General features: G+C 71.8%; 21 protein-coding genes. 15 read left to right on the top strand and 6 right to left on the bottom strand.

Annotation, left to right across the window (positions count from 1 at the left end; all coding sequences use genetic code 11):
* Positions 1-762 carry a nucleotidyltransferase domain-containing protein gene (locus OG452_RS28545; protein ID WP_327298432.1) on the top strand — a complete coding sequence of 254 codons (762 nt, stop codon included), beginning with the start codon at positions 1-3 and terminating at the stop codon, positions 760-762.
* Here OG452_RS28545 and OG452_RS28550 read toward each other — a convergent pair.
* The gene (locus tag OG452_RS28550) at positions 688-1,437 is read right to left on the bottom strand and encodes a nucleotidyltransferase domain-containing protein (protein ID WP_327298433.1); all 750 of its coding nucleotides are present in this window, start codon (positions 1,435-1,437) and stop codon (positions 688-690) included. The two genes, OG452_RS28545 and OG452_RS28550, sit on opposite strands and share 75 nt — an antisense overlap.
* Before the next feature lie 154 nt (positions 1,438-1,591).
* Here OG452_RS28550 and aroH point away from each other — a divergent pair, with 154 nt between their 5' ends.
* The 5 genes from aroH (at position 1,592) to der (ending at position 6,042) form a co-directional block, all read left to right on the top strand.
* Complete coding sequence (aroH, locus tag OG452_RS28555; protein WP_327298434.1) at positions 1,592-1,954, top strand: chorismate mutase; 363 nt, start codon at positions 1,592-1,594, stop codon at positions 1,952-1,954.
* Positions 1,951-3,036, top strand: coding sequence for a prephenate dehydrogenase (locus OG452_RS28560; protein ID WP_327298435.1), 1,086 nt, complete (start codon positions 1,951-1,953; stop codon positions 3,034-3,036). The genes aroH and OG452_RS28560 overlap by 4 nt, the downstream gene beginning before the upstream one ends.
* A gap of 131 nt (positions 3,037-3,167) precedes the next feature.
* Positions 3,168-3,887, top strand: a complete 720-nt coding sequence (gene cmk, locus OG452_RS28565) for a (d)CMP kinase (protein WP_327298436.1) — start codon at positions 3,168-3,170, stop codon at positions 3,885-3,887.
* Complete coding sequence (locus tag OG452_RS28570) at positions 3,845-4,528, top strand: lysophospholipid acyltransferase family protein (protein WP_405560324.1); 684 nt, start codon at positions 3,845-3,847, stop codon at positions 4,526-4,528. The genes cmk and OG452_RS28570 overlap by 43 nt, the downstream gene beginning before the upstream one ends.
* 65 nt (positions 4,529-4,593) lie before the next feature.
* Positions 4,594-6,042, top strand: coding sequence for a ribosome biogenesis GTPase Der (der, locus tag OG452_RS28575; protein ID WP_327298437.1), 1,449 nt, complete (start codon positions 4,594-4,596; stop codon positions 6,040-6,042).
* Between the two features lie 39 nt (positions 6,043-6,081).
* On the opposite strand, the gene OG452_RS28580 is transcribed toward der, so the two are convergent.
* Positions 6,082-6,405: a hypothetical protein gene (locus OG452_RS28580; RefSeq protein WP_327298438.1), complete on the bottom strand. Its 324-nt coding sequence runs from the start codon at positions 6,403-6,405 to the stop codon at positions 6,082-6,084.
* Between the two features lie 179 nt (positions 6,406-6,584).
* Positions 6,585-7,376 (bottom strand): hypothetical protein, encoded by a 792-nt coding sequence (locus tag OG452_RS28585; protein ID WP_327298439.1) that lies wholly within the window; start codon positions 7,374-7,376, stop codon positions 6,585-6,587.
* 242 nt (positions 7,377-7,618) lie between these two features.
* Here OG452_RS28585 and OG452_RS28590 point away from each other — a divergent pair, with 242 nt between their 5' ends.
* The 4 genes from OG452_RS28590 (at position 7,619) to OG452_RS28605 (ending at position 10,971) form a co-directional block, all read left to right on the top strand.
* Positions 7,619-8,194 carry a transglycosylase family protein gene (locus tag OG452_RS28590; RefSeq protein WP_327298440.1) on the top strand — a complete coding sequence of 192 codons (576 nt, stop codon included), beginning with the start codon at positions 7,619-7,621 and terminating at the stop codon, positions 8,192-8,194.
* 125 nt (positions 8,195-8,319) lie between these two features.
* Positions 8,320-9,603 carry a glycosyltransferase family 4 protein gene (locus OG452_RS28595; RefSeq protein ID WP_327298441.1) on the top strand — a complete coding sequence of 428 codons (1,284 nt, stop codon included), beginning with the start codon at positions 8,320-8,322 and terminating at the stop codon, positions 9,601-9,603.
* Positions 9,600-10,424: a transferase gene (locus OG452_RS28600; RefSeq protein WP_327298442.1), complete on the top strand. Its 825-nt coding sequence runs from the start codon at positions 9,600-9,602 to the stop codon at positions 10,422-10,424. The genes OG452_RS28595 and OG452_RS28600 overlap by 4 nt, the downstream gene beginning before the upstream one ends.
* A gap of 331 nt (positions 10,425-10,755) precedes the next feature.
* Positions 10,756-10,971 (top strand): I78 family peptidase inhibitor, encoded by a 216-nt coding sequence (locus tag OG452_RS28605; protein WP_327298443.1) that lies wholly within the window; start codon positions 10,756-10,758, stop codon positions 10,969-10,971.
* Positions 10,972-11,089: 118 nt separating this feature from the next.
* On the opposite strand, the gene OG452_RS28610 is transcribed toward OG452_RS28605, so the two are convergent.
* The gene (locus tag OG452_RS28610) at positions 11,090-12,121 is read right to left on the bottom strand and encodes a phosphatase PAP2 family protein (RefSeq protein ID WP_327298444.1); all 1,032 of its coding nucleotides are present in this window, start codon (positions 12,119-12,121) and stop codon (positions 11,090-11,092) included.
* Positions 12,122-12,547: 426 nt separating this feature from the next.
* Here OG452_RS28610 and OG452_RS28615 point away from each other — a divergent pair, with 426 nt between their 5' ends.
* On the top strand, positions 12,548-14,287 hold the full coding sequence (locus OG452_RS28615; protein WP_327298445.1) for an MFS transporter: 1,740 nt from the start codon (positions 12,548-12,550) through the stop codon (positions 14,285-14,287).
* Between the two features lie 79 nt (positions 14,288-14,366).
* A complete protein-coding gene (locus OG452_RS28620; RefSeq protein ID WP_327298446.1) occupies positions 14,367-15,557 on the top strand; it encodes an acyl-CoA dehydrogenase family protein in 1,191 nt (396 codons plus the stop codon).
* Between the two features lie 87 nt (positions 15,558-15,644).
* Here OG452_RS28620 and OG452_RS28625 read toward each other — a convergent pair whose 3' ends face one another.
* Positions 15,645-16,091, bottom strand: a complete 447-nt coding sequence (locus OG452_RS28625; protein ID WP_327298447.1) for a cell division protein SepF — start codon at positions 16,089-16,091, stop codon at positions 15,645-15,647.
* 296 nt (positions 16,092-16,387) lie between these two features.
* Here OG452_RS28625 and OG452_RS28630 point away from each other — a divergent pair, with 296 nt between their 5' ends.
* Positions 16,388-17,608: a DUF5685 family protein gene (locus OG452_RS28630; RefSeq protein ID WP_327298448.1), complete on the top strand. Its 1,221-nt coding sequence runs from the start codon at positions 16,388-16,390 to the stop codon at positions 17,606-17,608.
* A gap of 104 nt (positions 17,609-17,712) precedes the next feature.
* On the opposite strand, the gene OG452_RS28635 is transcribed toward OG452_RS28630, so the two are convergent.
* On the bottom strand, positions 17,713-18,657 hold the full coding sequence (locus OG452_RS28635) for an ABC transporter substrate-binding protein (protein WP_327298449.1): 945 nt from the start codon (positions 18,655-18,657) through the stop codon (positions 17,713-17,715).
* Between the two features lie 591 nt (positions 18,658-19,248).
* Here OG452_RS28635 and OG452_RS28640 point away from each other — a divergent pair.
* Positions 19,249-20,118, top strand: coding sequence for an amino acid ABC transporter permease (locus OG452_RS28640; protein WP_327298450.1), 870 nt, complete (start codon positions 19,249-19,251; stop codon positions 20,116-20,118).
* On the top strand, positions 20,115-21,881 hold the full coding sequence (locus OG452_RS28645; RefSeq protein WP_327298451.1) for an FAD/NAD(P)-binding protein: 1,767 nt from the start codon (positions 20,115-20,117) through the stop codon (positions 21,879-21,881). Before OG452_RS28640 ends, OG452_RS28645 begins: the two co-directional genes overlap by 4 nt.
* Positions 21,882-21,951: the final 70 nt, after the last annotated feature.

Raw genomic sequence — 21,951 nt, forward strand, 5'->3', positions numbered from 1 at the left:
ATGACAGCGCTCCAGATTGCCGAAGGCCTCGATCTCTCCTCCGTGGTCGCGGAACAGCCCGACCCGCTCCTCTTCGCCACGGTCTCCGGTGCGCATCTCTACGGCTTCCCCTCCCGGGACTCGGACGTGGATCTGCGCGGCGTCCATCTGCTGCCGGTGGAAGCCCTGGTGGGCCTGCGCGAGCCGGAGGAGACCCGGTCGCGGATGTGGGACCAGGACGGCGTGGAGATGGACCTGGTCACCCACGACCTGCGCAAGTTCGTCACGCTGATGCTCCGCCGCAACGGCTATGTCCTGGAGCAGCTGCTCTCGCCGCTCGTGGTGCACACGTCGGACGCGCACGCGGAGCTGACGGTGCTCGCGCCCCGGGTGCTGACGAGCCACCACGCCCACCACTACCGGGGGTTCGCACAGACACAGTGGCGGCTGTTCGAGAAGACCGGCGAGCTGAAGCCGCTGCTCTACACGTTCCGGGTGCTGCTCACCGGGATCCATCTGATGCGCAGCGGCGAGGTGCTGGCCGATCTGCCCACCCTGCTGGAGCTGGTCGGCGCCCCCGCGTACGTGGCCGGGCTCATCGAGGCCAAGGCGGCCGCCGAGCACGCCCCCGCCGAAGGCCCCGGCCGGGAACGGCTCCGTACGGACGTCGACGCGCTGCGGGCCGTCCTGGACACGGCGCAGGCCGGCTCACGCCTGCCCGCCACCGCCTCGGCCCACGACGCGCTCCACGACCTCGTCGTACGGACCCGACTGGAGCGCTGAGTGCCGGCGGGCCCGGAAGAGGAAGTCCTCGACCCGGGCGCTGTCCGGCTCCGGCGGCAGCGGGGTGCGGGCGGAGGCCTCGTCGGCCTCGTCGGCCAGGCGGGACATCCACCGCTCGATATCCGGCCAGGCCACCTCGCCGCGTCTCACGGCGAGCAGCGGCTCCCGTGCGTCGCCGACGTTGATCACCAGCTCGCCGGTACGCAGCAGATCGCGGCAGGCGGCCATCAGCCGCAGCAGATGCATCGCGTGCTTCCAGCGCGGAGCGCCGTACTGCCGCACGTCCGCAGCCAATTTCCGCCGCTGGCTCAGCGCGTACCGGCTGAAGGTGCGGTGGACCGCCCGGGACAGAAACGCTTCGCGCAGGGAAAGGAGCTCACGGCCCGTGGCGTCGGCGTGCTCGACGAACGGGGAGTGCAGGCACTCCAGGATGTTGGGGTTGGCGCGCAGGGCCAGCTCGCAGAAGCGCTCCAGCTCCCAGGAGAACTGCTCGTCCGCCGGGCCCTCCACATGCGTCGGCGGCTTCCCGAAGCCCCAGAACAGCGGGGTCGGGACGAGGAAGACCCCGCGGCGGTCCGTGTCACTGGCCCCGGTGGCCAGACCGAAGGCACGTGAGCCCATGACGCAGGAGTAGACGGTGTGGTCACGGACCAGGGCGCCGGGGGTGAGCCGCATGCCGAGAGGTTACGCCGGGCCCGGCGGCCCAACGGCGCCCGGCCCCGTCTCGCAGGACGGGCGCGGGGGCCGGATCTCCGTACGGCTGACTACTCTGGACGGAGCCGGCGCGGCAGACGCGCGGCGGGCGTTTCACGGGAGCAAGGAGCAGGACGTGGCGGTACGAGCGGTCAGGGGAGCGGTCCAGCTGGAGCGGGACGAGGCCGGACACCTGGAGGACCAGGTCGCCGCCCTCCTCACGGCCATCCTGGAGCGCAACGGCCTCGCCGTCGACGACCTGATCAGTATCTGGTTCACCGCCACCCCCGATCTGCACAGCGCCTTCCCGGCGGCTGCCGCGCGCGGCCTCGGCATTGTGGACGTCCCGCTGATCTGCGCCCAGGAACTGGACATCGCCGGGGCCATGCCGCGCGTCGTGCGGATCCTCGCGCACATCGAGAGCGACCTGCCCAGGTCCGGGATCACGCACGTCTACCTCGGCGCCGCCGGGGCCCTGCGCAAGGACATCGCCCAGTGAGAACCGCCCTCGTGATCGGGACCGGGCTGGTCGGCACCTCCGCGGCCCTCGCACTCGCCGGCCGGGGGATCACGGTCCACCTCGTCGACCGCGACGAGGCCCAGGCCCGTACCGCGGCCGCGCTCGGCGCCGGAACCGACGAACCGCTCGAAGGACGGGCCGACCTCGCGATCATCGCCGTACCGCCCGCCCACGTGGCCACCACGCTGGCCGACGCGATGCGGCGCGGGGCCGCCCGGGCCTACCTCGACGTGGCCAGCGTGAAGGGCGGGCCGCGCCGCGAGCTGGAGGAGATGGGCTGCGACCTGGCCCCGTACATCGGTACGCATCCGATGGCGGGCAAGGAGCGCTCGGGCCCGCTGGCCGCGACCGCCGACCTCTTCGAGGGGCGGCCCTGGGTGCTCACCCCGACCCGGGACACCGAGACCGAGGTGCTGAACCTGGCCCTGGAGCTGGTCGCGCTCTGCCGGGCGGTGCCCGTGGTGATGGACGCCGAGGCGCACGACCGGGCCGTGGCCCTGGTCTCGCACACCCCGCAGCTGATCTCCTCGATGGTCGCCGCCCGCCTGGAGCAGGCCGACGAGACGGTCGTACGGCTCTGCGGCCAGGGCATCAGGGACGTGACCCGGATCGCCGCATCGGACCCCCGGATGTGGGTGGAGATCCTCTCGGCCAACCCCGGTCCTGTGGCGGACGTCCTGACCGGCGTCGCCGAGGACCTGGACGAGACAGTACGGGCACTGCGCGCCCTGCAGTCCGCCGACGAGGAGAAGCGGTTCACCGGGGTGGCGGGCATCGAGGACGTGCTGAAGCGGGGCAACGCGGGCCGGGTCCGGGTGCCGGGCAAGCACGGGGCCGCACCGGCCGCGTACGAGGTCGTGGCGGTCCTCATCAGCGACCAGCCGGGCGAGCTGGCCAGGATCTTCGCGGACGCCGGCCGGGCCGGGGTCAACATCGAGGACGTGCGGATCGAGCACGCGACCGGACAGCAGGCCGGCCTGGTGCAGCTGATGGTGGAGCCGAGCGTGGCCCCCGCCCTGGCCGCCGCGCTCCAGGAGCACGGCTGGGCGCTGCGCCAGTAGCCCCCGCGCAGCAGCGCCCGGGGGCCGGGCGCGGCGCCGCCGCCGGACGGCGTAACGGGACGGCCGCCCCAGCCAGTAACCTTGTGCGGGGCGCACCGGCGTCCCGCACATACCGCCCGTGAAGCAGGAAGGTGTCCGTCACCGTGGAAACCGCCGCCCGGAAGACTCCGGCAGCAGTGATCGTCGCCATCGACGGCCCCTCCGGCACGGGCAAGTCCAGCACGTCGAAGGCCGTCGCCGCCAAGCTCGGGCTGAGCTACCTGGACACGGGCGCCCAGTACCGCGCGATCACCTGGTGGATGATCAGCAACGGGGTGGACGTGCAGGACGCCGCCGCCGTCGCGAACGCCTCGGCCAAGCCCGACATCGTCTCGGGCACCGACCCGGCCGCCCCGACGATCACCGTCGACGGCGCCGACGCCTCGGGGCCCATCCGCACCCAGGAGGTCACCGCAAAGGTCAGCGCGGTGAGCGCGGTCGCCGAGGTGCGGACCCGGATCACGGAGCTCCAGCGGGAGATCGCCGCCGCGGCCGAGGGCGGCATCGTCGTCGAGGGCCGCGACATAGGGACGACCGTCCTCCCGGACGCGGACCTCAAGGTCTTCCTGACCGCTTCCCCCGAGGCACGGGCCGCCCGCCGCAGCGGCGAGCTCAAGGGCAGCCAGGCCGCCGCCGGTCTCGCCGCCACCAGGGACGCCCTCGTCAAGCGGGACGCGGCCGACACCAGCCGTAAGACATCGCCCCTCGCCAAGGCGGACGACGCGGTCGAGGTGGACACCACGGAGCTGACCCTTCAGCAGGTCATCGAGTGCGTCGTCACCCTCGTCGAGGAGAAGCGGGCCGCCAGGTGACACCACCCGGGCCACGCGGTGCCGCGGTCGGGCGGGGCATCGGCATCGGGCTGATGTACGGCCTGTGGCGGCCCCGCGTCCTCGGCGCGTGGCAGGTCCCGGCGAGCGGGCCGGTCATCATGGCCGTGAACCACTCGCACAACATCGACGGGCCCATGCTGATGGGGACGGCGCCCCGGCCGGTGCACTTCCTGATCAAGAAGGAGGCGTTCACCGGTCCTCTCGACCCGTTCCTGCGTGGCATCGGGCAGCTGAAAGTGGACCGCGCGACGCCCGACCGGACAGCGGTCACGGATGCCCTCGGAGTACTCGCCGGCGGGGGTGTGCTCGGGATCTTCCCCGAGGGCACCAGGGGCGAGGGCGACTTCGCCTCGCTGCGCGCGGGGCTCGCGTACTTCGCGCTGCGGGCGGGGGCGCCGATCGTCCCGGTCGCCGTCCTGGGCAGCACCGGGCGCGGCGGACGCCTCGTCAGGGCGCTGCCACCGCTGCGCACCCGGGTCGACGTGGTGTTCGGCGAGCCCTTCGACGCGGGGGACGGCAGCGGACGGCGCACGCGAAAGGCGCTGGACGAGGCCACCGTACGGATCCAGCAGCGGCTCACCGGCCACCTGGAAAGTGCCAGGCGCCTCACCGGGCGCTGAGCGAGACTTGAGTAGTGGACCGCGCAACCGCGGTCCATCGATGACGCAACAGAGGAACGGACTTCATGAACGACCAGCACGACCACGGAGCACTCGGCGACGCCGAGTACGCGGAGTTCATGGAGCTCGCCGCGGAGGAGGGCTTCGACGTCGAGGACGTCGAAGGCGCCCTTGAGGAGGCCTCGCACGGCCCGCTGCCCGTCCTCGCCGTCGTCGGCCGGCCGAATGTCGGCAAGTCGACCCTGGTGAACCGCATCATCGGCCGCCGCGAGGCAGTCGTCCAGGACAAGCCCGGTGTCACCCGCGACCGCGTCACGTACGAGGCCGAGTGGGCCGGCCGCCGCTTCAAGGTCGTCGACACCGGCGGCTGGGAGCAGGACGTCCTGGGCCTGGACGCCTCGGTCGCCGCACAGGCCGAGTACGCGATCGAGGCGGCCGACGCCGTGGTCTTCGTGGTCGACTCGACGGTCGGCGCGACCGACACCGACGAGGCCGTCGTCAAGCTGCTGCGCCGGGCGAACAAGCCCGTGGTGCTCTGCGCCAACAAGGTCGACGGGCAGAGCGGCGAGGCCGACGCCAGCACGCTCTGGTCGCTCGGCCTCGGCGAGCCGCACCCCGTCTCCTCGCTGCACGGCCGCGGCACCGGCGACATGCTGGACGCCGTACTCGAAGCGCTCCCCGAGGCGCCGGCGCAGACCTTCGGCAACACCGTCGGCGGCCCGCGCCGGATCGCGCTCATCGGCCGTCCGAACGTGGGCAAGTCCTCGCTGCTCAACAAGGTCGCGAACGAGGACCGTGTCGTCGTCAACGAGATGGCGGGCACCACCCGCGACCCGGTCGACGAGCTGATCAAGCTCGGCGGCATCGTCTGGAAGTTCATCGACACGGCGGGCATCCGCCGCCGGGTGCACCTCCAGGAGGGCGCGGACTACTACGCCTCGCTGCGTACCGCCGCCGCCGTGGAGAAGGCCGAGGTCGCGGTCGTCCTGATCGACGCCACCGAGTCCATCAGCGTCCAGGACCAGCGCATCATCACCATGGCCGTCGAGGCGGGGCGGGCGATGGTCATCGCGTTCAACAAGTGGGACAACCTCGACGAGGAGCGCCGCTACTACCTGGAGCGGGAGATCGAGACCGAACTCGGTCAGGTCGCCTGGGCGCCCCGGGTGAATGTCTCCGCCCGCACCGGGCGCCACATGGAGAAGCTGGTCCCGGCGATCGAGACGGCCATCAAGGGCTGGGAGACCCGGATCCCGACGGGCAGGCTCAACGCCTTCCTCGGTGAGATCGTCGCCGCGCACCCGCACCCGGTCCGCGGTGGAAAGCAGCCGCGCATCCTCTTCGGTACCCAGGCCGGCACGATGCCGCCGCGGTTCGTCCTCTTCGCATCAGGCTTCCTGGAGGCCGGTTACCGGCGCTTCATCGAACGCCGGCTGCGCGAGGAGTTCGGCTTCGACGGCACACCGATCCACATCTCGGTCCGGGTGCGCGAGAAGCGCGGCCGCAAGAAGTAACAGCCGCCGGGCCGGTGGACGCCACCGGCCCGGCAGCTGTCACATGCCCCGGCGCGGGCCCGGCGGCAGCGCGGGCCGCGCCTGCCCGCCGTTGTACTGGCGCTGCCAGGCCCCGGGGTTCTCCGCCGGACGCTGCGCGCCGCCGCCCGTGTGCATCCCGCCACCGTGCATACCCGGGCCATGTGCACCCGAGCCATGCGCACCCGAGCCGGGCATCCCGGTGCCGAAAGCCGTGAAGCCGGTGTGCTCCTCATTGTTCCGGTCGCCGGGGAGCGTACGGAACGATCTGCGGTACTCGGAGTAGAGCGCGTCGTAGATCGGTGTGGCGGAACGGTTCCTCGCCGGATCCTGCGACGGGCGCATCGCGGGAATCGGAGTCTGATACGGCTGGCGGCTCGGCTCATATGGGTGCACACAGGGGCCAACGACCCCGGGCCTCATCGGATGCGGGTCGGAAGTAACGGAATTTCCCCTGCAAACATGCCGGTAACCCCCAAACCGGAAAGGCTGGGGGTTTTACCGGCATCCGGTCATCCGGGCTCTCAGGTGCCGGCCAGGGGCAGAGCGGCGGCCACCAGCGCGCCCCGCATCGCCGCCCGCTCCAGAGCGTCACGCAGCAGGTCCTCGCGGCCCTGCTGGCCGATCGAGCCCGCCGGAGCCGCGTAGACCAGTACCGTGTGCGACTTGTTGGCCGCCGTGCGCCAGCCGTCGGTGACATGGAGCGGCTGGTGCGCCTGCCACCAGGAGACGGGACTGCCGCCGCCCGTACCCGGCTGGAGGATGGCGTGCAGCTGTCCCATGGCGAGCAGTACGGACCAGCCCGGCAGAGCGCCCGGCATCTGCTCCAGACCGGCCACGGGCCGGAACCCCTGCTCGGTGAGGAGCTCCAGGAAGTCGTCGCCGGTGCCGGTGGAGCCGGGCCGGACGACCGGCGCGGTCGGCTCGACGACCAGCGCAGGGCACAGCTCGCCCTGGATCAGCACGAGACCGCTGGTGATGCCCAGCACGGCCTGCTCCGGACCTGCCGCGGTCGGCGGGGCCTGCTGCGCGTCGGCGCTCTCGCCCGTGATGCTCCGTACGGCGCCCTGGAGCTGTGTCTCGGAGACCTTGACGACCTGCGAGGGGATGCAGGTGGCGTGGGCGAAGGCGAGCACGGCGGTCTCGTCGCCGACGAACAGGACCGTGCTGGTGCGCTCCTGCTCGGAGTCTCCGGGGGTGCGGCAGGAGGTGCAGTCGTAGCTGCCCGGGGCGTTGTCCCCGGCGAGCAGGAGATCGGCTTCTTCGTCGCCGATCTCGGCACGTACGTCCTGGCTGACGTCGAGCATGCGCGGCACGGGTGGCTCCTCGAACTCGGTTCGTGCGCCGGGCAGTTCCCGGCCGACAAGAGAACAACGGGAGACCGGCTTCCGGGGTCACGCGTAAAGGCGGACAGAAATAGCCAGGGGCAGGGGGACGGGGGGGCGGGGAGCGAGGCGCCCGGGAGGGGAAGGGCGCGCGGTCCGCCGGCCGGGTGGGACGGCCGACGCCCGACGCGCGGCACGATCATCATCTGATCCGGTCCGCTTAGCGTGGCCCGATGCCGACCCCTCGTCTGTGGCCCGCCGTCCTGCTGGCCTTGTTCATCGCCCTGGCCCCGCCGGGTGCGCAGGCCGCGGCGCCGCGCGTCGCCGCGACCCCCGCCGGGGCTCCGGGCCCGGAGCCGGTGGCCTGCACCGGTGACCAGCGGCCCTGGGGGTGCATCGCCGAGTGCGAGAGCGGCGGCCACTGGGACGCCAACACCGGCAACTCCTTCTACGGCGGGCTGCAGATCCTCCAGTCGACCTGGGTCGAGTACGGCGGCCTCGCGTACGCCCCGCGGGCCGATCTGGCCACCCGTGAGCAGCAGATCACCGTCGCGGAGCGGATCCTCGCCGCCCAGGGCTGGGGGGCCTGGCCGGTCTGCTCCAAGCGGTACGGCTTCGACGGGCCCGACGGCCGGGTCCATGTCGTGACCTCAGGCGAGACCCTCAGCTCCATCGCCAGGCGCTACGGGGTCAAGGGCGGCTGGTCCGCGCTCTACCGGACCAACGCCCGCTCCGTCGGCGCGCACCCGGACCGGCTCGCCGTCGGCACCAGGCTGGCCCTGCCGGCCACGGCCCGGGCCTCCGGCTGAGGGTCCCGCGGGCGCCGAGTAGAGTCCCTTCGCACGGCAGTCACGGGTGGATATCCGGGACACCGGGGCGCCGGGGTGCCGCGGCCCCGGGCATACGGCGGCAACGCGGGGGACACGACGGCGACATGCACATTACCTTCATGCTCCACAACGCCTACGGCATCGGCGGCACGATCCGGACCACCTTCACGCTGGCCGGGACGCTGGCCCAGCAGCACGACGTGGAGATCGTCTCCGTCTTCCGGCACCTCGACCGCCCGACGCTGGGTGCTCCCGAAGGCGTACGGATGAACCACCTCCTCGATATGCGCAAGGGCAGCGGGGACTACGCCGGGGACGATCCGGACCATGCCAGGCCGGCCACCGTCTTTCCCCGGGGCGACAACCGGTACCGCCAGTACAGCCGGCTCACGGACACCCGGATCGCCGGATATCTGAAGTCCCTTGAGGCCGACGTGATCGTCGGCACCCGTCCGGGGCTCAATGTGCAGATCGCCCGCCAGGCGCGGCGCGGACCGGTGCGGGTCGGCCAGGAGCACCTCACGCTCGGCAGCCACAACGCCCTGCTGCGCCGCGAGATCCGGTACCGCTACGGCCTGCTGGACGCGGTCACCACCGTCTCCGAGGCAGACGCACACGCGTACCGCACCGGGCTGGCCCTCCCCGGCCTGCGGATCGACGCCATCCCCAACAGCGTTCCCGCGCCGCTTCTCCCGGTCTCCGACACCACGGCGAAGTGGGTCGTGGCGGCGGGCCGGCTGACCGAGACCAAGCGGTTCGACCTGCTGATCCGGGCCTTCGGCCAGGTGGTGGAGGTCCGTCCGGACTGGCGGCTGCGGATCTATGGCAGCGGCGACGCCAGCGGCAACGAGAAGAAGGCCCTGCGCGCCCTGATCGATGAACTCGGTCTGTACAACCACGTGTTCCTGATGGGCCCGGCCAACCCGATCGAGTCCGAGTGGGTCAAGGGCTCCGTGGCCGCCGTCACTTCGCGTCTGGAGTCCTTCGGCATGTCGCTCGTCGAGGCGATGCGCTCCGGGCTGCCGGTGGTCTCCACCGACTGCCCGCACGGTCCCCGCGAGATCATCAGCGACGGCGTCGACGGGCGGCTGGTGCCCGTGGGCGACACGAAGGCCATCGCGTCGGCCCTGCTCGAACTGATCGAGGACGACGCCCTGCGCGCTGCGATGGGCAGGGCGGCGCGCGACAGCTCCGCGCGCTTCGATCCGGCGCCGGTCGCGGCACGGCACGAGGCGCTCTTCACCGAACTGGCCGCCGGGCACGGCGGCGGGCCGTCCCGCGGCGCGCTGGGCGAAGGACTGCTGCGCGCCCGCGGCACGGCCGGTAGCAGGGCGTACGGACTGCGGCACCGGATCTCCGGTGCGGTGCGAAGGAGGAGGGCCGCATGACGGGGACCAGCGAGGACCGGCTGCCGTACGCCGTCGACTGCACGGCCGAAGCCGACGGAACCATCCGCTTCGCCGTCGAGGCGGCCGGCCCGACCGGACTGGTACTGAAGCGGCGCAAGTCCGGCGACCGCGTCCGGCTGGCGCTCACGGAGGCTCCGGACGGCCGCCCTTCCGCGGTCCTGGAGGCCGCCGCTGAGCTCGCTGAGGGGCGCTGGGACGTCTTCACGGAGGGCGGACCGGCCGGCGAGCAGCGCGTCGAACCGGGCCTCAGGGACCTGCGGAAGCTGATCGATCGCACACCGCCGCCGACGGCCACGACGGTGGTCGCCCGCGTCCCGTACCGCACGGCCGACGGGACGCTCGCGATCCGCAGCTGGTCCCGCTCACCGCACGCGGAAGCCGGTGAGCTCACCGGGCGGGCGGGTGCGCTGACCGTACGGGCGCAGCTGTACGGGGCGGCGCTCGGCGCGGACGCGATGGTCGAGGCGAGGCTGCGTGGTGCACCGGGGCAGGTGCACCGGGAGCCCGCGCGGACCGGCGCGGACGGAGCGTTCAGCTGCACGCTGCGTTACGGGCCACTGGCAGCCGGGGACGGTGAAGGGGCCCGGCTCTGGGACCTGTGGCTGCTGCCGGAGGGTGTGGAGGGGGGCGTTCCGGGCGTTCGGATCAGCCGGATCCTCGACGACATCGCCGACCGTAAGTCCGTCTTCGTCTACCCCGGTTCGCCGTGCGGCGACGGCGCGGTGCGGGCTGCCACGGCCACGCCGTACTACACGGTGGACAACGACCTCAGCGTGCGGATCGACGCGCCGAAGAGCTGAGGGGGCAAGCATCCAGGTGGTGCGGATTCTGTAGGGAATTCGTGAATCAAGCACGTTCCTGCTATTTTTCTCCCCGCTCTATTCACTGGGAATTCTCCGCCCGTGTGCGGCCCGGTTCCCGCTGAATTCCGGGACGGTAATCCGTCCGCGGTTCACTTTGAGTGCAATGAAGATTCGGCATGTACGGAACACCCCTTCGGGTGACGGGCCGCGGCCGAACAGGTGTGTTGGCGCTGTGACAGAAATGTGACAGCGGGCGGATGCCGGCGTGGTCCGGACACCGGCCCCGCCGGCCTTCCTCCGCCCCGGCCCGGGGCCTACGGTGGGTCCCATGGCACCCATTCCGACCCCTCCCGTGCAGCCCGACGACGCCCCGGACAGCTATGTGGGCCTCGATGAGGAGCACGCCGTGCAACTGGCCAGGGAACGCGGCTGGTCCCCCGTGAGAGCGCTGCCCACGGGCACGGTCATCACCATGGAGTTCCTGTCGGGCCGGCTCAACTTCGAGGTCGACGGGGGGAAGGTCGTCCGCTGCTGGCCGGGCTGATCCCCCCCGCCGGGCGAGGCGCCACCCGCGTCCGCACGTACGAAGGCCCCGGCCCGGGAGAGAATCCCGGGCCGGGGCCTTCGTGCTGCGGGGGAGTCCGTGCGTACCGCCTCCGCTGTCAGGTGGAGCCGCCTGGGACCGGCCGTGTCTGGCCGGTGCGCGGGGTGCGGTCGGCGTGCGGGGGACGGCGGCTGCCGGCCGGCGTGACAGGTGTGCGGTCCGAGCGGGGAGCGTGCGCCCGCTGGAGCGAGGTGGGGTGTGTGGTGCTCCTGGGCGTACCGGCGGAGCGTCCCGCGATGCCCACCGGCTCCAGCGGCTGGCTCTCCTCTTCGGAGCCCTCGGTCCGCGGGTGGCCGTGCGGGAACAGCGCGGGCTGGACGTCGACCGGTACGGGCGCGGGGGCGGCGGGCCTGCGGCGGGCGGCGCGCACCTTCTCGCGCACCGCGAAGACCGCGGCCTCGGTGCGGCCGATCAGCGGCTCGAACCAGGGGAGGCCCAGCAGGACCAGCAGCCCGGCGGCCCAGCCGAGCAGTACATCGCTCAGCCAGTGCGTACCGAGGTAGACCGTGGTGGCCCCGACGCCGAGGGCGAGCGCGGCCGAACCCACCGAGAGCCAGCGCCTGGCCAGCGGGGTGGTGGCCAGATAGGCCAGGATTCCCCAGGTCACGACGGCATTGGCGGTGTGACCCGAAGGAAATATATCGCCGCCGGCGAAGAGCTCGGCCGAGCCGATCTGGGTGGCGTAGTGCGGGCCGAGGCGGCCGAGGCCGAGCTTGACCGCGCCCACCGTGATGTTCAGCAGCAGCAGAGCCGCGCCGAGGGTCAGCAGGGGTCTGAGGGTGTGCTGCCGCCAGGAGCGCCAGCCGAGCCAGGCCGCGACCATCACCGCGGTGGGTCCGCGCTGGCCGAGCACCACGAAGTAGTCGAGGAAGGCATGCAGCTGGGGCCACTGCTGGTACGGCCGGAAGAGCATGACCTTCCAGTCCAGTCCCACGAGCCAGGACGTGGACAGCACTGCGACGACGATGGCCAGGTAGAAGGCCAGCGTCGAACCGAGCAGGGCGATCCGGGTCCGGCTCATCCGCGGGATCTCTAGCTTCGGCGGTTCCGGCTCCCGGTCCAGGCGGGTAAAGATTCGGTCGATACGCACTCAATCGACGTTACAGCGAGTGAGTGACAAGGCTGGCCGATCCGGTCTCTTTGTGATGACGATGTGATGTGGACTATGTCTCACCCGCTTGTTTATTCCGACGGAATGTCGAATAGCGGTTCGTGAGTCTCGTTATATGCAAGAAGGCCCTTACGCTCGTGTTATCGGCCCTCTGGTAAAGAGTTTTGCGGTATGCGTTCGGTATTTCCTTCCGGCCGCCGCTGCCGCGCCGGCGTCCTCGGAAGATCATTTGAGCGGGTGCGGCGGGGCGCGGACCCAGTGCGCCGGGAGGTGAGATGGGCCACGTGACACGCGCGAGGTCTCGCGTACTCTGACGGCTCACTCGCCCGTCGAAGCCGGGCCCCGGAGGCGTACACCCCCGGATCCGCCGAACGCGAGGGACACACTGTTGTGGGAGGTACGCGCATGTCAGGGACGTCCACAGTCGGCAGGCGCCCCCGCGTCGCCGTCGCGGCCGGTGCCAACCGCTGGATCGTTCTCGTCGTCCTGTGCGTCAGCCTGCTGCTCGTGGCCCTTGACGCGACCGTCCTGCATGTCGCGGTCCCCGCGCTCACCGAGGACCTGCGACCCGGAGCAGTCCAGCTGCTCTGGATCGTCGACGCCTACCCGCTGGTCTGCGCCGCGCTGCTCATCCTCTTCGGCACGCTCGGCGACCGGGTGGGCCGCCGCCGCGTCCTGCTGATCGGATACGGGCTGTTCGGCGCGGCCTCGGCCGTCGCGGCATTCTCCGCCACCCCCGGGGTCCTGATCGGGGCCCGCGCCCTGCTCGGCATCGGCGGCGCGATGATCATGCCCGCGACGCTGTCGGTCCTCCGGGCCGTCTTCCCGGACCGCCGTGAACGCGCCGTCGCGATCGGGGTCTGGACCGCGGTGGCCGCGGTCGGCGCCGCCATCGGCCCGGTCCTCGGCGGGTTCCTCGTGGAGCACTTCTGGTGGGGCTCGGTCTTCCTGATCAACCTCCCGCTGATGGCGGTGCTGCTGCCGCTGGCCCGCTGGGTGCTGCCCGAGTCGCGGGGCGGCACGGACGGTCCGTGGGATGTGCTCGGCGCGCTGATGGCGGCCGCCGGCGTACTCGGCGTGGTCTTCGGCGTGAAGCGCATCGGCGGCGGCGAAGGGGCCATCGGCGTTGAGACGCTCGCGCCGCTGGTGGCGGGCGCCGTGCTGCTGGTGCTCTTCGTCCGGCGGCAGCGGAGCCGGAAGCATCCGCTCATCGACATCCGGATGTTCTCCCGGCCCACCTTCACCACCGCGGTCGGCTGCATCGTCCTGGCCATGCTGGCCCTGGTCGGCCTGGAGCTGATCGCCGTCCAGTACCTCCAGCTGGTGCTCGGCCTCAGCCCGCTGGCGACCGGCCTGCGGCTGCTCCCGCTCACCTTCGCCGCCATCACCGCCGGGGCGATGGGCTCCTCCGTGCTGCGCCGCGTCGGACCGCGCCGGATGGTCGGCTCCGGGTTCGTGCTGACCGCGGTCGCCGTGCTCTGCCTGGTCGGAATGGGAGCCCACGACGATCCGCTGCTGCTGACCGTCGCCTTCGTACTGCTCGGCTTCGGACTGCAGGCCACGCTCTTCGGGGCGTACGAGTCGATGCTCAGCGAGGCGCCTGCCGACCGCGCGGGCGGTGCGGCCGCGATCGGTGAGACCTCGTACCAGCTGGGCGCCGGTATGGGCATAGCGTTGCTCGGCAGTGTCATGAACGCGGCCTACGGGCCCTCGCTCCGTTCGGTGCCCGGGGTCCCGGCGGGGGCGAGCCACCAGGCCGCCAACTCGCTGGGGGAGGCGTACCAGGTGGCCGCCCGGCTGGGCGGTCCCGCCGGGTGGGCGCTGCGCAGCGCCGCCCGTGACGCCTTCGTCCACGGGCTGCACGTCACCCTGCTGGTCAGCGCCGGACTGCTGCTGCTCGGCGCGGTCGCCGCGCTGCGGCTGCCCCGGGTGATGGAGTGCGCGGAGCTGCCCGGCGAGCGGGAGTGCACCGACGGGCCACGCACGCCGCAGGCGGGACGACCGGCACAGGGGGGAGAGGGCCGGGCGGCCGTCGGGCAGCCGTCGGACGGGCGGGCCCGGGAGGCCCTGCCGAGGGTGTCCGCCCCCGCCCTGGCGCGCCCGGTGTCCGCCGATGCGGCCGGGTCTGGACGAGCGGGACGCTGAGCCGTAACGTCAGCGGCACTCCGTAACTAACGCTGCTAGTTTTATCCGTTGTCCGTGCGAGCCGCCGGAGGCACCCCCCATGTCCGCACCGTCCAAGCTGCCGCCCTTCGACCCCGCCGACCCCATCGGCCTGGACGACCTGCTCGGCGACGAGGATCTCGCGATCCGCGGCACCGTCCGCGCCTGGGCGGCCGACCGGGTCCTGCCGCACATCGCGGAGTGGTACGAGAAGGGGGAGCTGCCCGGCATCCGTGAGCTGGCCCGCGAACTGGGCTCTCTCGGCGCGCTGGGCATGTCCCTGGAGGGGTACGGCTGCGCGGGCGCCACCGCCGTCCAGTACGGCCTCGCCTGCCTGGAGCTGGAGGCCGCCGACTCCGGCATCCGCTCGCTGGTCTCCGTACAGGGGTCCCTCGCGATGTACGCGATCCACCGTTTCGGCTCAGAGGAGCAGAAGCAGCGGTGGCTGCCCGGCATGGCGGCCGGTGAGGTCATCGGGTGTTTCGGCCTCACAGAGCCCGACCACGGCTCGGACCCGGCCGGAATGCTGACGTACGCGAAGCGGAGCGGCAGCGACTGGGTGCTGACCGGGCGCAAGATGTGGATCACCAATGGCTCGGTGGCGGCTGTCGCCGTGGTCTGGGCGCAGACGGACGACGGTGTCCGCGGCTTCGTCGTCCCCACGGACACCGCCGGGTTCTCGGCCCCCGAGATCAAGCACAAGTGGTCGCTGCGTGCCTCGGTCACCAGTGAGCTCGTCCTCGACGAGGTCCGGCTCCCGGCCGACGCGGTGCTGCCCGGTGCCACCGGGCTCAAGGGCCCGCTGAGCTGTCTGAGCCACGCCAGGTACGGAATCGTCTGGGGCGCGATGGGCGCCGCCCGGGCCAGCTTCGAGGCCGCGCTCGACTACTCCAGGACGCGCGAGCAGTTCGGCAGGCCGATCGGCGGCTTCCAGCTGACCCAGGCCAAGCTGGCCGACATGGCGGTCGAACTGCACAAGGGCATCCTGCTCGCGCACCACATCGGTCGGCGGATGGACGCCGGGAAGCTCCGGCCCGAACAGGTCAGCTTCGGGAAGCTCAACAACGTCCGCGAGGCGATCGAGATCTGCCGCACCTCGCGGACGATCCTGGGCGCCAACGGGATCTCGCTGGAGTACCCGGTGATGCGGCACGCGACCAACCTGGAGTCGGTGCTGACGTACGAGGGCACCGTCGAGATGCACCAGCTGGTGCTGGGCAAGGCGCTCACCGGCCTCGACGCGTTCCGGTAGGTCCGGGCCCGCCGGCGGCCCCGCCCGGACCGGGTCGCTCCGTGCTCCGGGGGTGCCCCCCGGAGCACCGCCGGGTCCCGTCCCGGCTCAGCTCTGGTTGAAGAAGCCGCCCTCGGTGGACCGGCCGCCGGCCTCGCCGCTCACGATCTGGGTGTCGGACGGGGTCAGCAGGAAGACCCGGTTGGCCACGCGGTCGATGGAGCCGCGCAGCCCGAAGATCAGCCCGGCGGCGAAGTCCACCACCCGCTTGGCGTCGGCGGGCTCCATGGACGTGAGGTTGACGATCACCGGGACACCGTCCCGGAACATCTCGCCGATGCCGCGGGCGTCCCGGAAGCTGTCCGGCGTGATCGTCGCGATCCGCCGGCTCCTCGCCTGCCCCGCTTCGGCGGCGACCCTGACCCTGGGGTCGGTCACCCATGCCTCGGCCGGTGCCGGGGACTCGGCGCCCTCCGTGTAATCGTCGTCGTAGTAGCGGTCTTCGTTGTCCTCGACGAGCCCCAGCCAGGCACTCGCCTTGCGTACCGATCCCATGGACGCCTCCTTTCGCCGCGGTCCTTCTGCGTTCCGCACCCCTATCGTCGTCCATGATGCGGATCGTTCGCCAAGTGGATAGTCGGCGTGCAGGGCATTCGTGACGCTACTGGTGCAGAAGTTGTGGCGGTTCGTCAGGATTATTCCTACGTACGACTGCTGACAGAATGAAAATAGGATGTGTCCAGCCGTACGGGTGACGGTGGGGTCGTACGGGTGAAAGGGCCGCTCGCTACGATGCCGGAGGCGCCGTCACACACCGTCCGGCACCGGTGAACGAGGCTCGGGGGAGCACTGTGTTCGGAATCGTCAGGCCCTCTACGCACCGTCTCTCCGAGGGCCTGAAAGCGGAGTGGATGGCACATCTCTGCGGGCTCTGCCTGGCGCTGCGCGGCGATCACGGCCAGTTCGCGCGGATCGCCACCAACTACGACGGCCTGATCGTCTCGGTGCTGACGGAGGCTCAGGCGGAGCGGTCCAGCGGACAGCGGCGCACCGCGGGCCCCTGTCCGCTGCGCGGGATGCGCACCGCGCCTGTCGCGCGGGGCGAGGGGGCCCGGCTCGCGGCAGCCGTATCCCTGGTGCTGGCATCGGCGAAGATGCGGGACCATGTCGCCGACCGCGACGGGCTCCTGGCGCGCAGGCCGGTCGCCGCGGCGGCCCGCCGCGTCGCCGCCCGCTGGGACCGCGCCGGTGCGCGCACCGGCGCCGATCTCGGGTTCGACACCGCGCTCCTGGTCGACGCCGTCGACCGGCAGAGCGGTATCGAGGCGCTCGCCGGGCCCGGCACACCCCTGCTCACCGTCACCGAGCCGACCGAGACGGCCACCGCTGCGGCCTTCGCGCACACCGCCGTGCTCGCCGGACGCCCGCGGAACGGGCCGCCGCTCGCCGAGGCCGGCCGGCTCTTCGGGAGGCTGGCCCATCTGCTGGACGCCGTGGAGGACAGGGAAGCTGACGCCACGTCGGGTGCCTGGAACCCGCTGACCGCGACCGGCACCTCCATCGAAGAGGCCCGCAGGCTGTGCGAGGACGCCCTGCACGGGATACGGCTCGCGCTGCGGGACGCCGAATTCGCGGACGGCCGGCTGGCCCATGTGCTGCTCGCTCATGAACTCAGGCGCTCGGTGGACCGGGCGTTCGGCGGGAGCTGCGTTCATCAGACGCCAGGACCGTTCGGCCCGCCACCGCCGGGATTCGACCCCGGTGCGCCGGAACACGGCGACCGGGGCGGACCCGACGGCCACGACGGATACGGTCACGGCGGGCACGCCCACCAGGGCGGGCCCAAGCGGGGCTTCCTGGCGGGGTGCGCCGTCGCCGCCGGACTCTGCTGCACCTGCCGGGTCTGCTGCTCCTCCGAGTTCGAGGGCCCCTGGTCGGGCCGCAAGCGCGAGGGCTGCTGCAACGACTGCGACTGCGACTGCGACTGCAGTGGATGTGACTGCGGTGGGTGTGACTGCAGCGGCTGTGACTGTGATGGCTGTGACTGCTGCTGCCCCTGCGACGGCTGCTGACCCCGGCCAGTAGTGAGGGCGCCAGCAGTGAGGGGTCGTCAGCAGTGAGGTGCCGGCAGTGGTGAGGGCGGCCGGTAGCGAGGGCCGTCAGCGGCGGGGCGCGGCTACTTGATCTCGGGCGGTGAGATCCGCGACTCCTTGATCCCGGACGGTACGGTGCCCCACTTCTGCAGGATGCGCCGGTACGTACCGTCCTTGATCAGCTGATTCACCGCCGCCCGGAACGCAGGCGCCAGCGGCGTCCCCTTCTTGAAAGCGAATCCGACATCGAGGCGGTGGAACTCATTGAGGAACCTCAGCCCCGGCTGCTGCTCGACGGCGAAGCGCAGGCCGTTGATCGTCGACATCACCACATCGCTGCGGCCCTGCTGGAGCGAGCCCCAGAGCGCGGCGGAGTCCGCGTACGTCTGGACCTGGTAATCCTTCTTCCCCGCCGCGGCGCACCGCTTCTTCGCCACGTCGAGTGTCGCCTCGAACGTGGTGCCGGCGCCGGTCGCCACCTTCAGGCCGCACAGCTGCGTCAGATCGCTGACCTTGCCCAGCGCGCTGTCCTTGCGTACGGCGAAGCCCTGGCCGTCATTGATGTACGTGACGAAGTCGATCACTTTGCGGCGCTCGTCGGTCACGCCGAAATTGCCCACACCCAGGTCGAATTTGCCGCTGTCGAGCGCGGGCAGAATCGTCTCGAAACCGGCGGCCTGGTGTTTCAGCTTCAGACCGAGCGTCCTCGCGGCGGCCTCCGCGAAGTCGATGTCCTGGCCCACGAGGGTCCTGCCGTCGGGCAGGTAACTGGTGCCCGGCGGGGCTCCGCCCACGGCGGTCGCCAGGGTGAGCGTGCCCCCTTTCCGTACGTCGGCGGGGAGCAGCGCGACGGCCGCCCGGTCGGGGCGGACGTGCGACACCACGTCCCGGGTCGGAAGTGCGGCCGACTTCGCCACGGACTTCGAACCGCCGCCGGTGGTCGCCGGGTCGCCCGATCCGCAGGCCGTCAGTGTCAGGGCGGCCGCGGTGATCAGGGCGGAGGCAACGCCTCTTCGGGTCTTGCTCATGACGTCGGATTCTCCAGATGCGCACGGCACGACCGCCGTACCCGGCCTGGTCCGCCGCGGACCCGCGCAGGACGGATCCACGAAATCACAGGCGCGACAGGGCAGGAGGGAACGGCGGAGGGGCCCACAGGGAAAGGTGGACAGGACGAAACGCGAGGGGAGTGGTGAGGAAAACGCTGCGCGGGTGAAGGCGTGAGGGATCAGCGCGATGCCGCGGCGCGGGCGCGGGACGAGATCGCGTGAAGGAGGCCCGGAAAGGGCGCGGAGGTGAGATGCGGAGGCGATACGCGGAAGAGACACGCGCAGCGAGAAAGTGCGGGGGTCAGCTCAACAGGAAGAGGACCACACTCGACCGAAGTCGATGTGGGAGCGCGTGACCAGCCACTGCTGCGGATGCATGGCCCAAGTGGAACAGGCATTCGTTACCCCGTCAACTGCCGTCGGACGTAACGCCCACAGTGTGGACACCCTTGACAGCGTACGGAACCAGCACCGTAGCCTCGGCGGCGGACCGTGCTGAGGGGCTCGGTCCGCCGCTGCACCGCGTGAAGGCATCACCGTGTTCGATCTCTGTATCCACGGAGCCTTCTCATGTCCGCGTCGTCAGACACCCTTCCCCCGTTCTCCCAGGCATCACAGCTCTCCCAGGCACCACCGGCAGACGAGGGCCCGGTGCCGCGCATCGTGCCGGTCCGCCGCACCGGTCAGTGGGCGGCGGCCGCCGTGGTGCTGGTGCTGCTCGCCGGCGCCCTCACCTCCGTCGTCCGCAACGAGGCCTTCCAGTGGGGCGTCGTCGGTGACTACTTCGCCACCACCGCCGTACTGCGCGGACTCGGCCTGACCCTCTGGCTCACCGCCGCCGTCATGGTGCTCGGCTTCACCCTCGGCACCCTGATCGCCGTGGCGCGGATGTCCGCCAACCCCGTTCTGCGCGCGGTCGGCTGGGGATACATCTGGCTCTTCCGGTCGACACCGGTCCTGGTGCAGCTCCTGTTCTGGTTCAACATCGGAGCGCTCTACCCGCAGATCCTGGGTGTCAGGACCGTCAACCTCCTCGGCCCGGTCACCGTCGCCATCGTCGGACTGACGCTGCACGAGGCGGCGTACGCGGCCGAGGTCGTACGCGGCGGCATCCTCTCCGTAGGACGCGGCCAGACCGAGGCGGCCGGGTCGCTGGGGCTCGGCCGTTGGCGCAGACTGCGGCGGATCGTACTGCCGCAGGCCATGCGGTCGATCGTGCCGCCCGCGGGGAACATGCTCATCGGCACGCTCAAGGGCACGTCGATCGTCTCCGTCATCGCCGTCCAGGACCTGCTCTACTCCGTGCAGCTCGTCTACCACCGCACGTACCAGGTCATCCCGCTGCTGCTGGTCGCCACCGTCTGGTACGCGCTCGTCACCTCGGTGCTCAGCGCGGGCCAGCACCACATCGAGCGGTACTACGCGCGCGGTGCCCGGTGAGGGCGTCCGTTGCGGTGGTCGGAGCAGGTCCGCGCGGCACCGGATTCCTGGAGCGGCTCGCCGCCAACGCCCCCTCGCTGTACGGGAACCGGCCGCTCGACATCCATCTGATCGACCCGTACCCGCCGGGCGGCGGGCGCATCTGGCGCGAGGACCAGTCCCCGCTGCTGTGGATGAACTCCATGGCGGCCGACGTCACCATGTTCACCGACGCGTCCGCGCAGCCCCTGGAGGGCCCGGTACGTCCGGGCCCCGACTTCGCCGAGTGGTCCGGGGCCGACCCGCGGTCCTTCCCCACCCGGCAGGCGCAGAGCGGCTATCTGCGCTGGGTCTACGAGGAGGCCGTGGCCGCGCTGCCGCCGGGCTCAGCCGTGCGCCGGCACCGGACGCGCGCAACCCGGATCAGCGGCCCGGCCGACGGCCGCCAGCAGGTGTGGCTGGAGGGGGAGGCCGAGCCGGTCATCGCCGATCTGGTGGTGCTGACCATCGGCCACCTCGACGCGGACCCCGACGGGGAACAGCGGGAACTGGCCCGGTTCGCCCGTCGGTACGGGCTCGTACATCTGCCGCCCGCCTTCACCGCGGACAGCGACCTGTCGGTGCTCGGCGCCGGTGAGCCGGTCGTCGTCCGCGGCTTCGGCCTCGCCTTCATCGACCTGATGGTGCTCCTCACTGAGGGGCGTGGCGGCCGGTACGACGCACGGGGGGAGTACCTGCCCTCCGGCCGGGAGCCGGTCCTGTACGTCGGATCGCGGCGTGGAGTGCCGTACCACGCGAAGATCGGCTACACCTGGGCCGGCGAACGCCCGCCGCTGCCACGGTTCTTCGGACCCGAGCAGGTGGACGAGCTGCTCGCCGGACCCGGGCCGGTCGACTTCGACCGCCACATACGGCCGCTCATCGACCGGGAGCTCGGATTCGCCCACTACCACCGGCTCTTCACCGCGCACCCCGGCCGCACCACCGTCGACTGGCCGGTCTTCGAGGAGAAGTACGCCGCGGCCGCCGCCGCGCCGGAACTGGCCGCGCTGACCGAGGACGCCGTCCCCGACCCGGCCGACCGCTTCGACCCCGAGGCGCTCGACCGGCCGCTGGACGGCGTACGCCATGACTCCTTCGACGCGCTCCAGGAGAGCCTGCGCTACCGCATCGAGGCCGACATCACCCGCCGCCACGACCCGGCGTACAGCCCGGATCTGGCGGTGTTCCTCGGACTGCTCTCGGTTTACGGGCAGTTGACCCGCCTCGGCGACACCGGTGAGGGCGGCGCCCGCTGGCACGGGTTCTTCAGCTTTCTGGCTTCCGGCCCGCCCGGGCCGAGGCTGCGGCAGCTCCTCGCCCTGTCCCGCGCCGGTGTGGTGCGGTTCCTCGGCGCGGGCATCACCGTCACTGCCGACGAGAGCCGCGGGGTGTTCAGTGCGGGCAGCGCGAGCGTTCCGGGGGAGCGCGTCGAAGCACGCGCCCTGGTCGAGGCGAGGCTGCCCGCGCCCTCGCCGGCCCGCACCCGGAGCGCACTGCTGAACGCGCTGTACGAGGACGGGGCACGGTCCAGCGCGGCGGGACTGCTCGTCGTGGACCCGGCCGACGGGCGGGTCGTGGAGCGCGGCACGGGTCCGCATCCGCGGCGTTTCGCACTCGGCCCGCACACCACGGCCCGTTCGGCCGGCGCCTTCGCCAGGCCGCATACGAACGCCCCAGCATTCCGGCAGAACGACGCCACCGCGCGCGCCGCCCTCACGTTGCTCAAGGAGTCCGCACGATGACAGCGAGCCCGATGAAGACCGGCCTGACCGGTCCGAGGAAGACCGGCACTGCGAAGACCGGCTCGACGGA

The sequence above is a fragment of the Streptomyces sp. NBC_01197 genome (assembly GCF_036010505.1).
Lineage (GTDB): Bacteria > Actinomycetota > Actinomycetes > Streptomycetales > Streptomycetaceae > Streptomyces.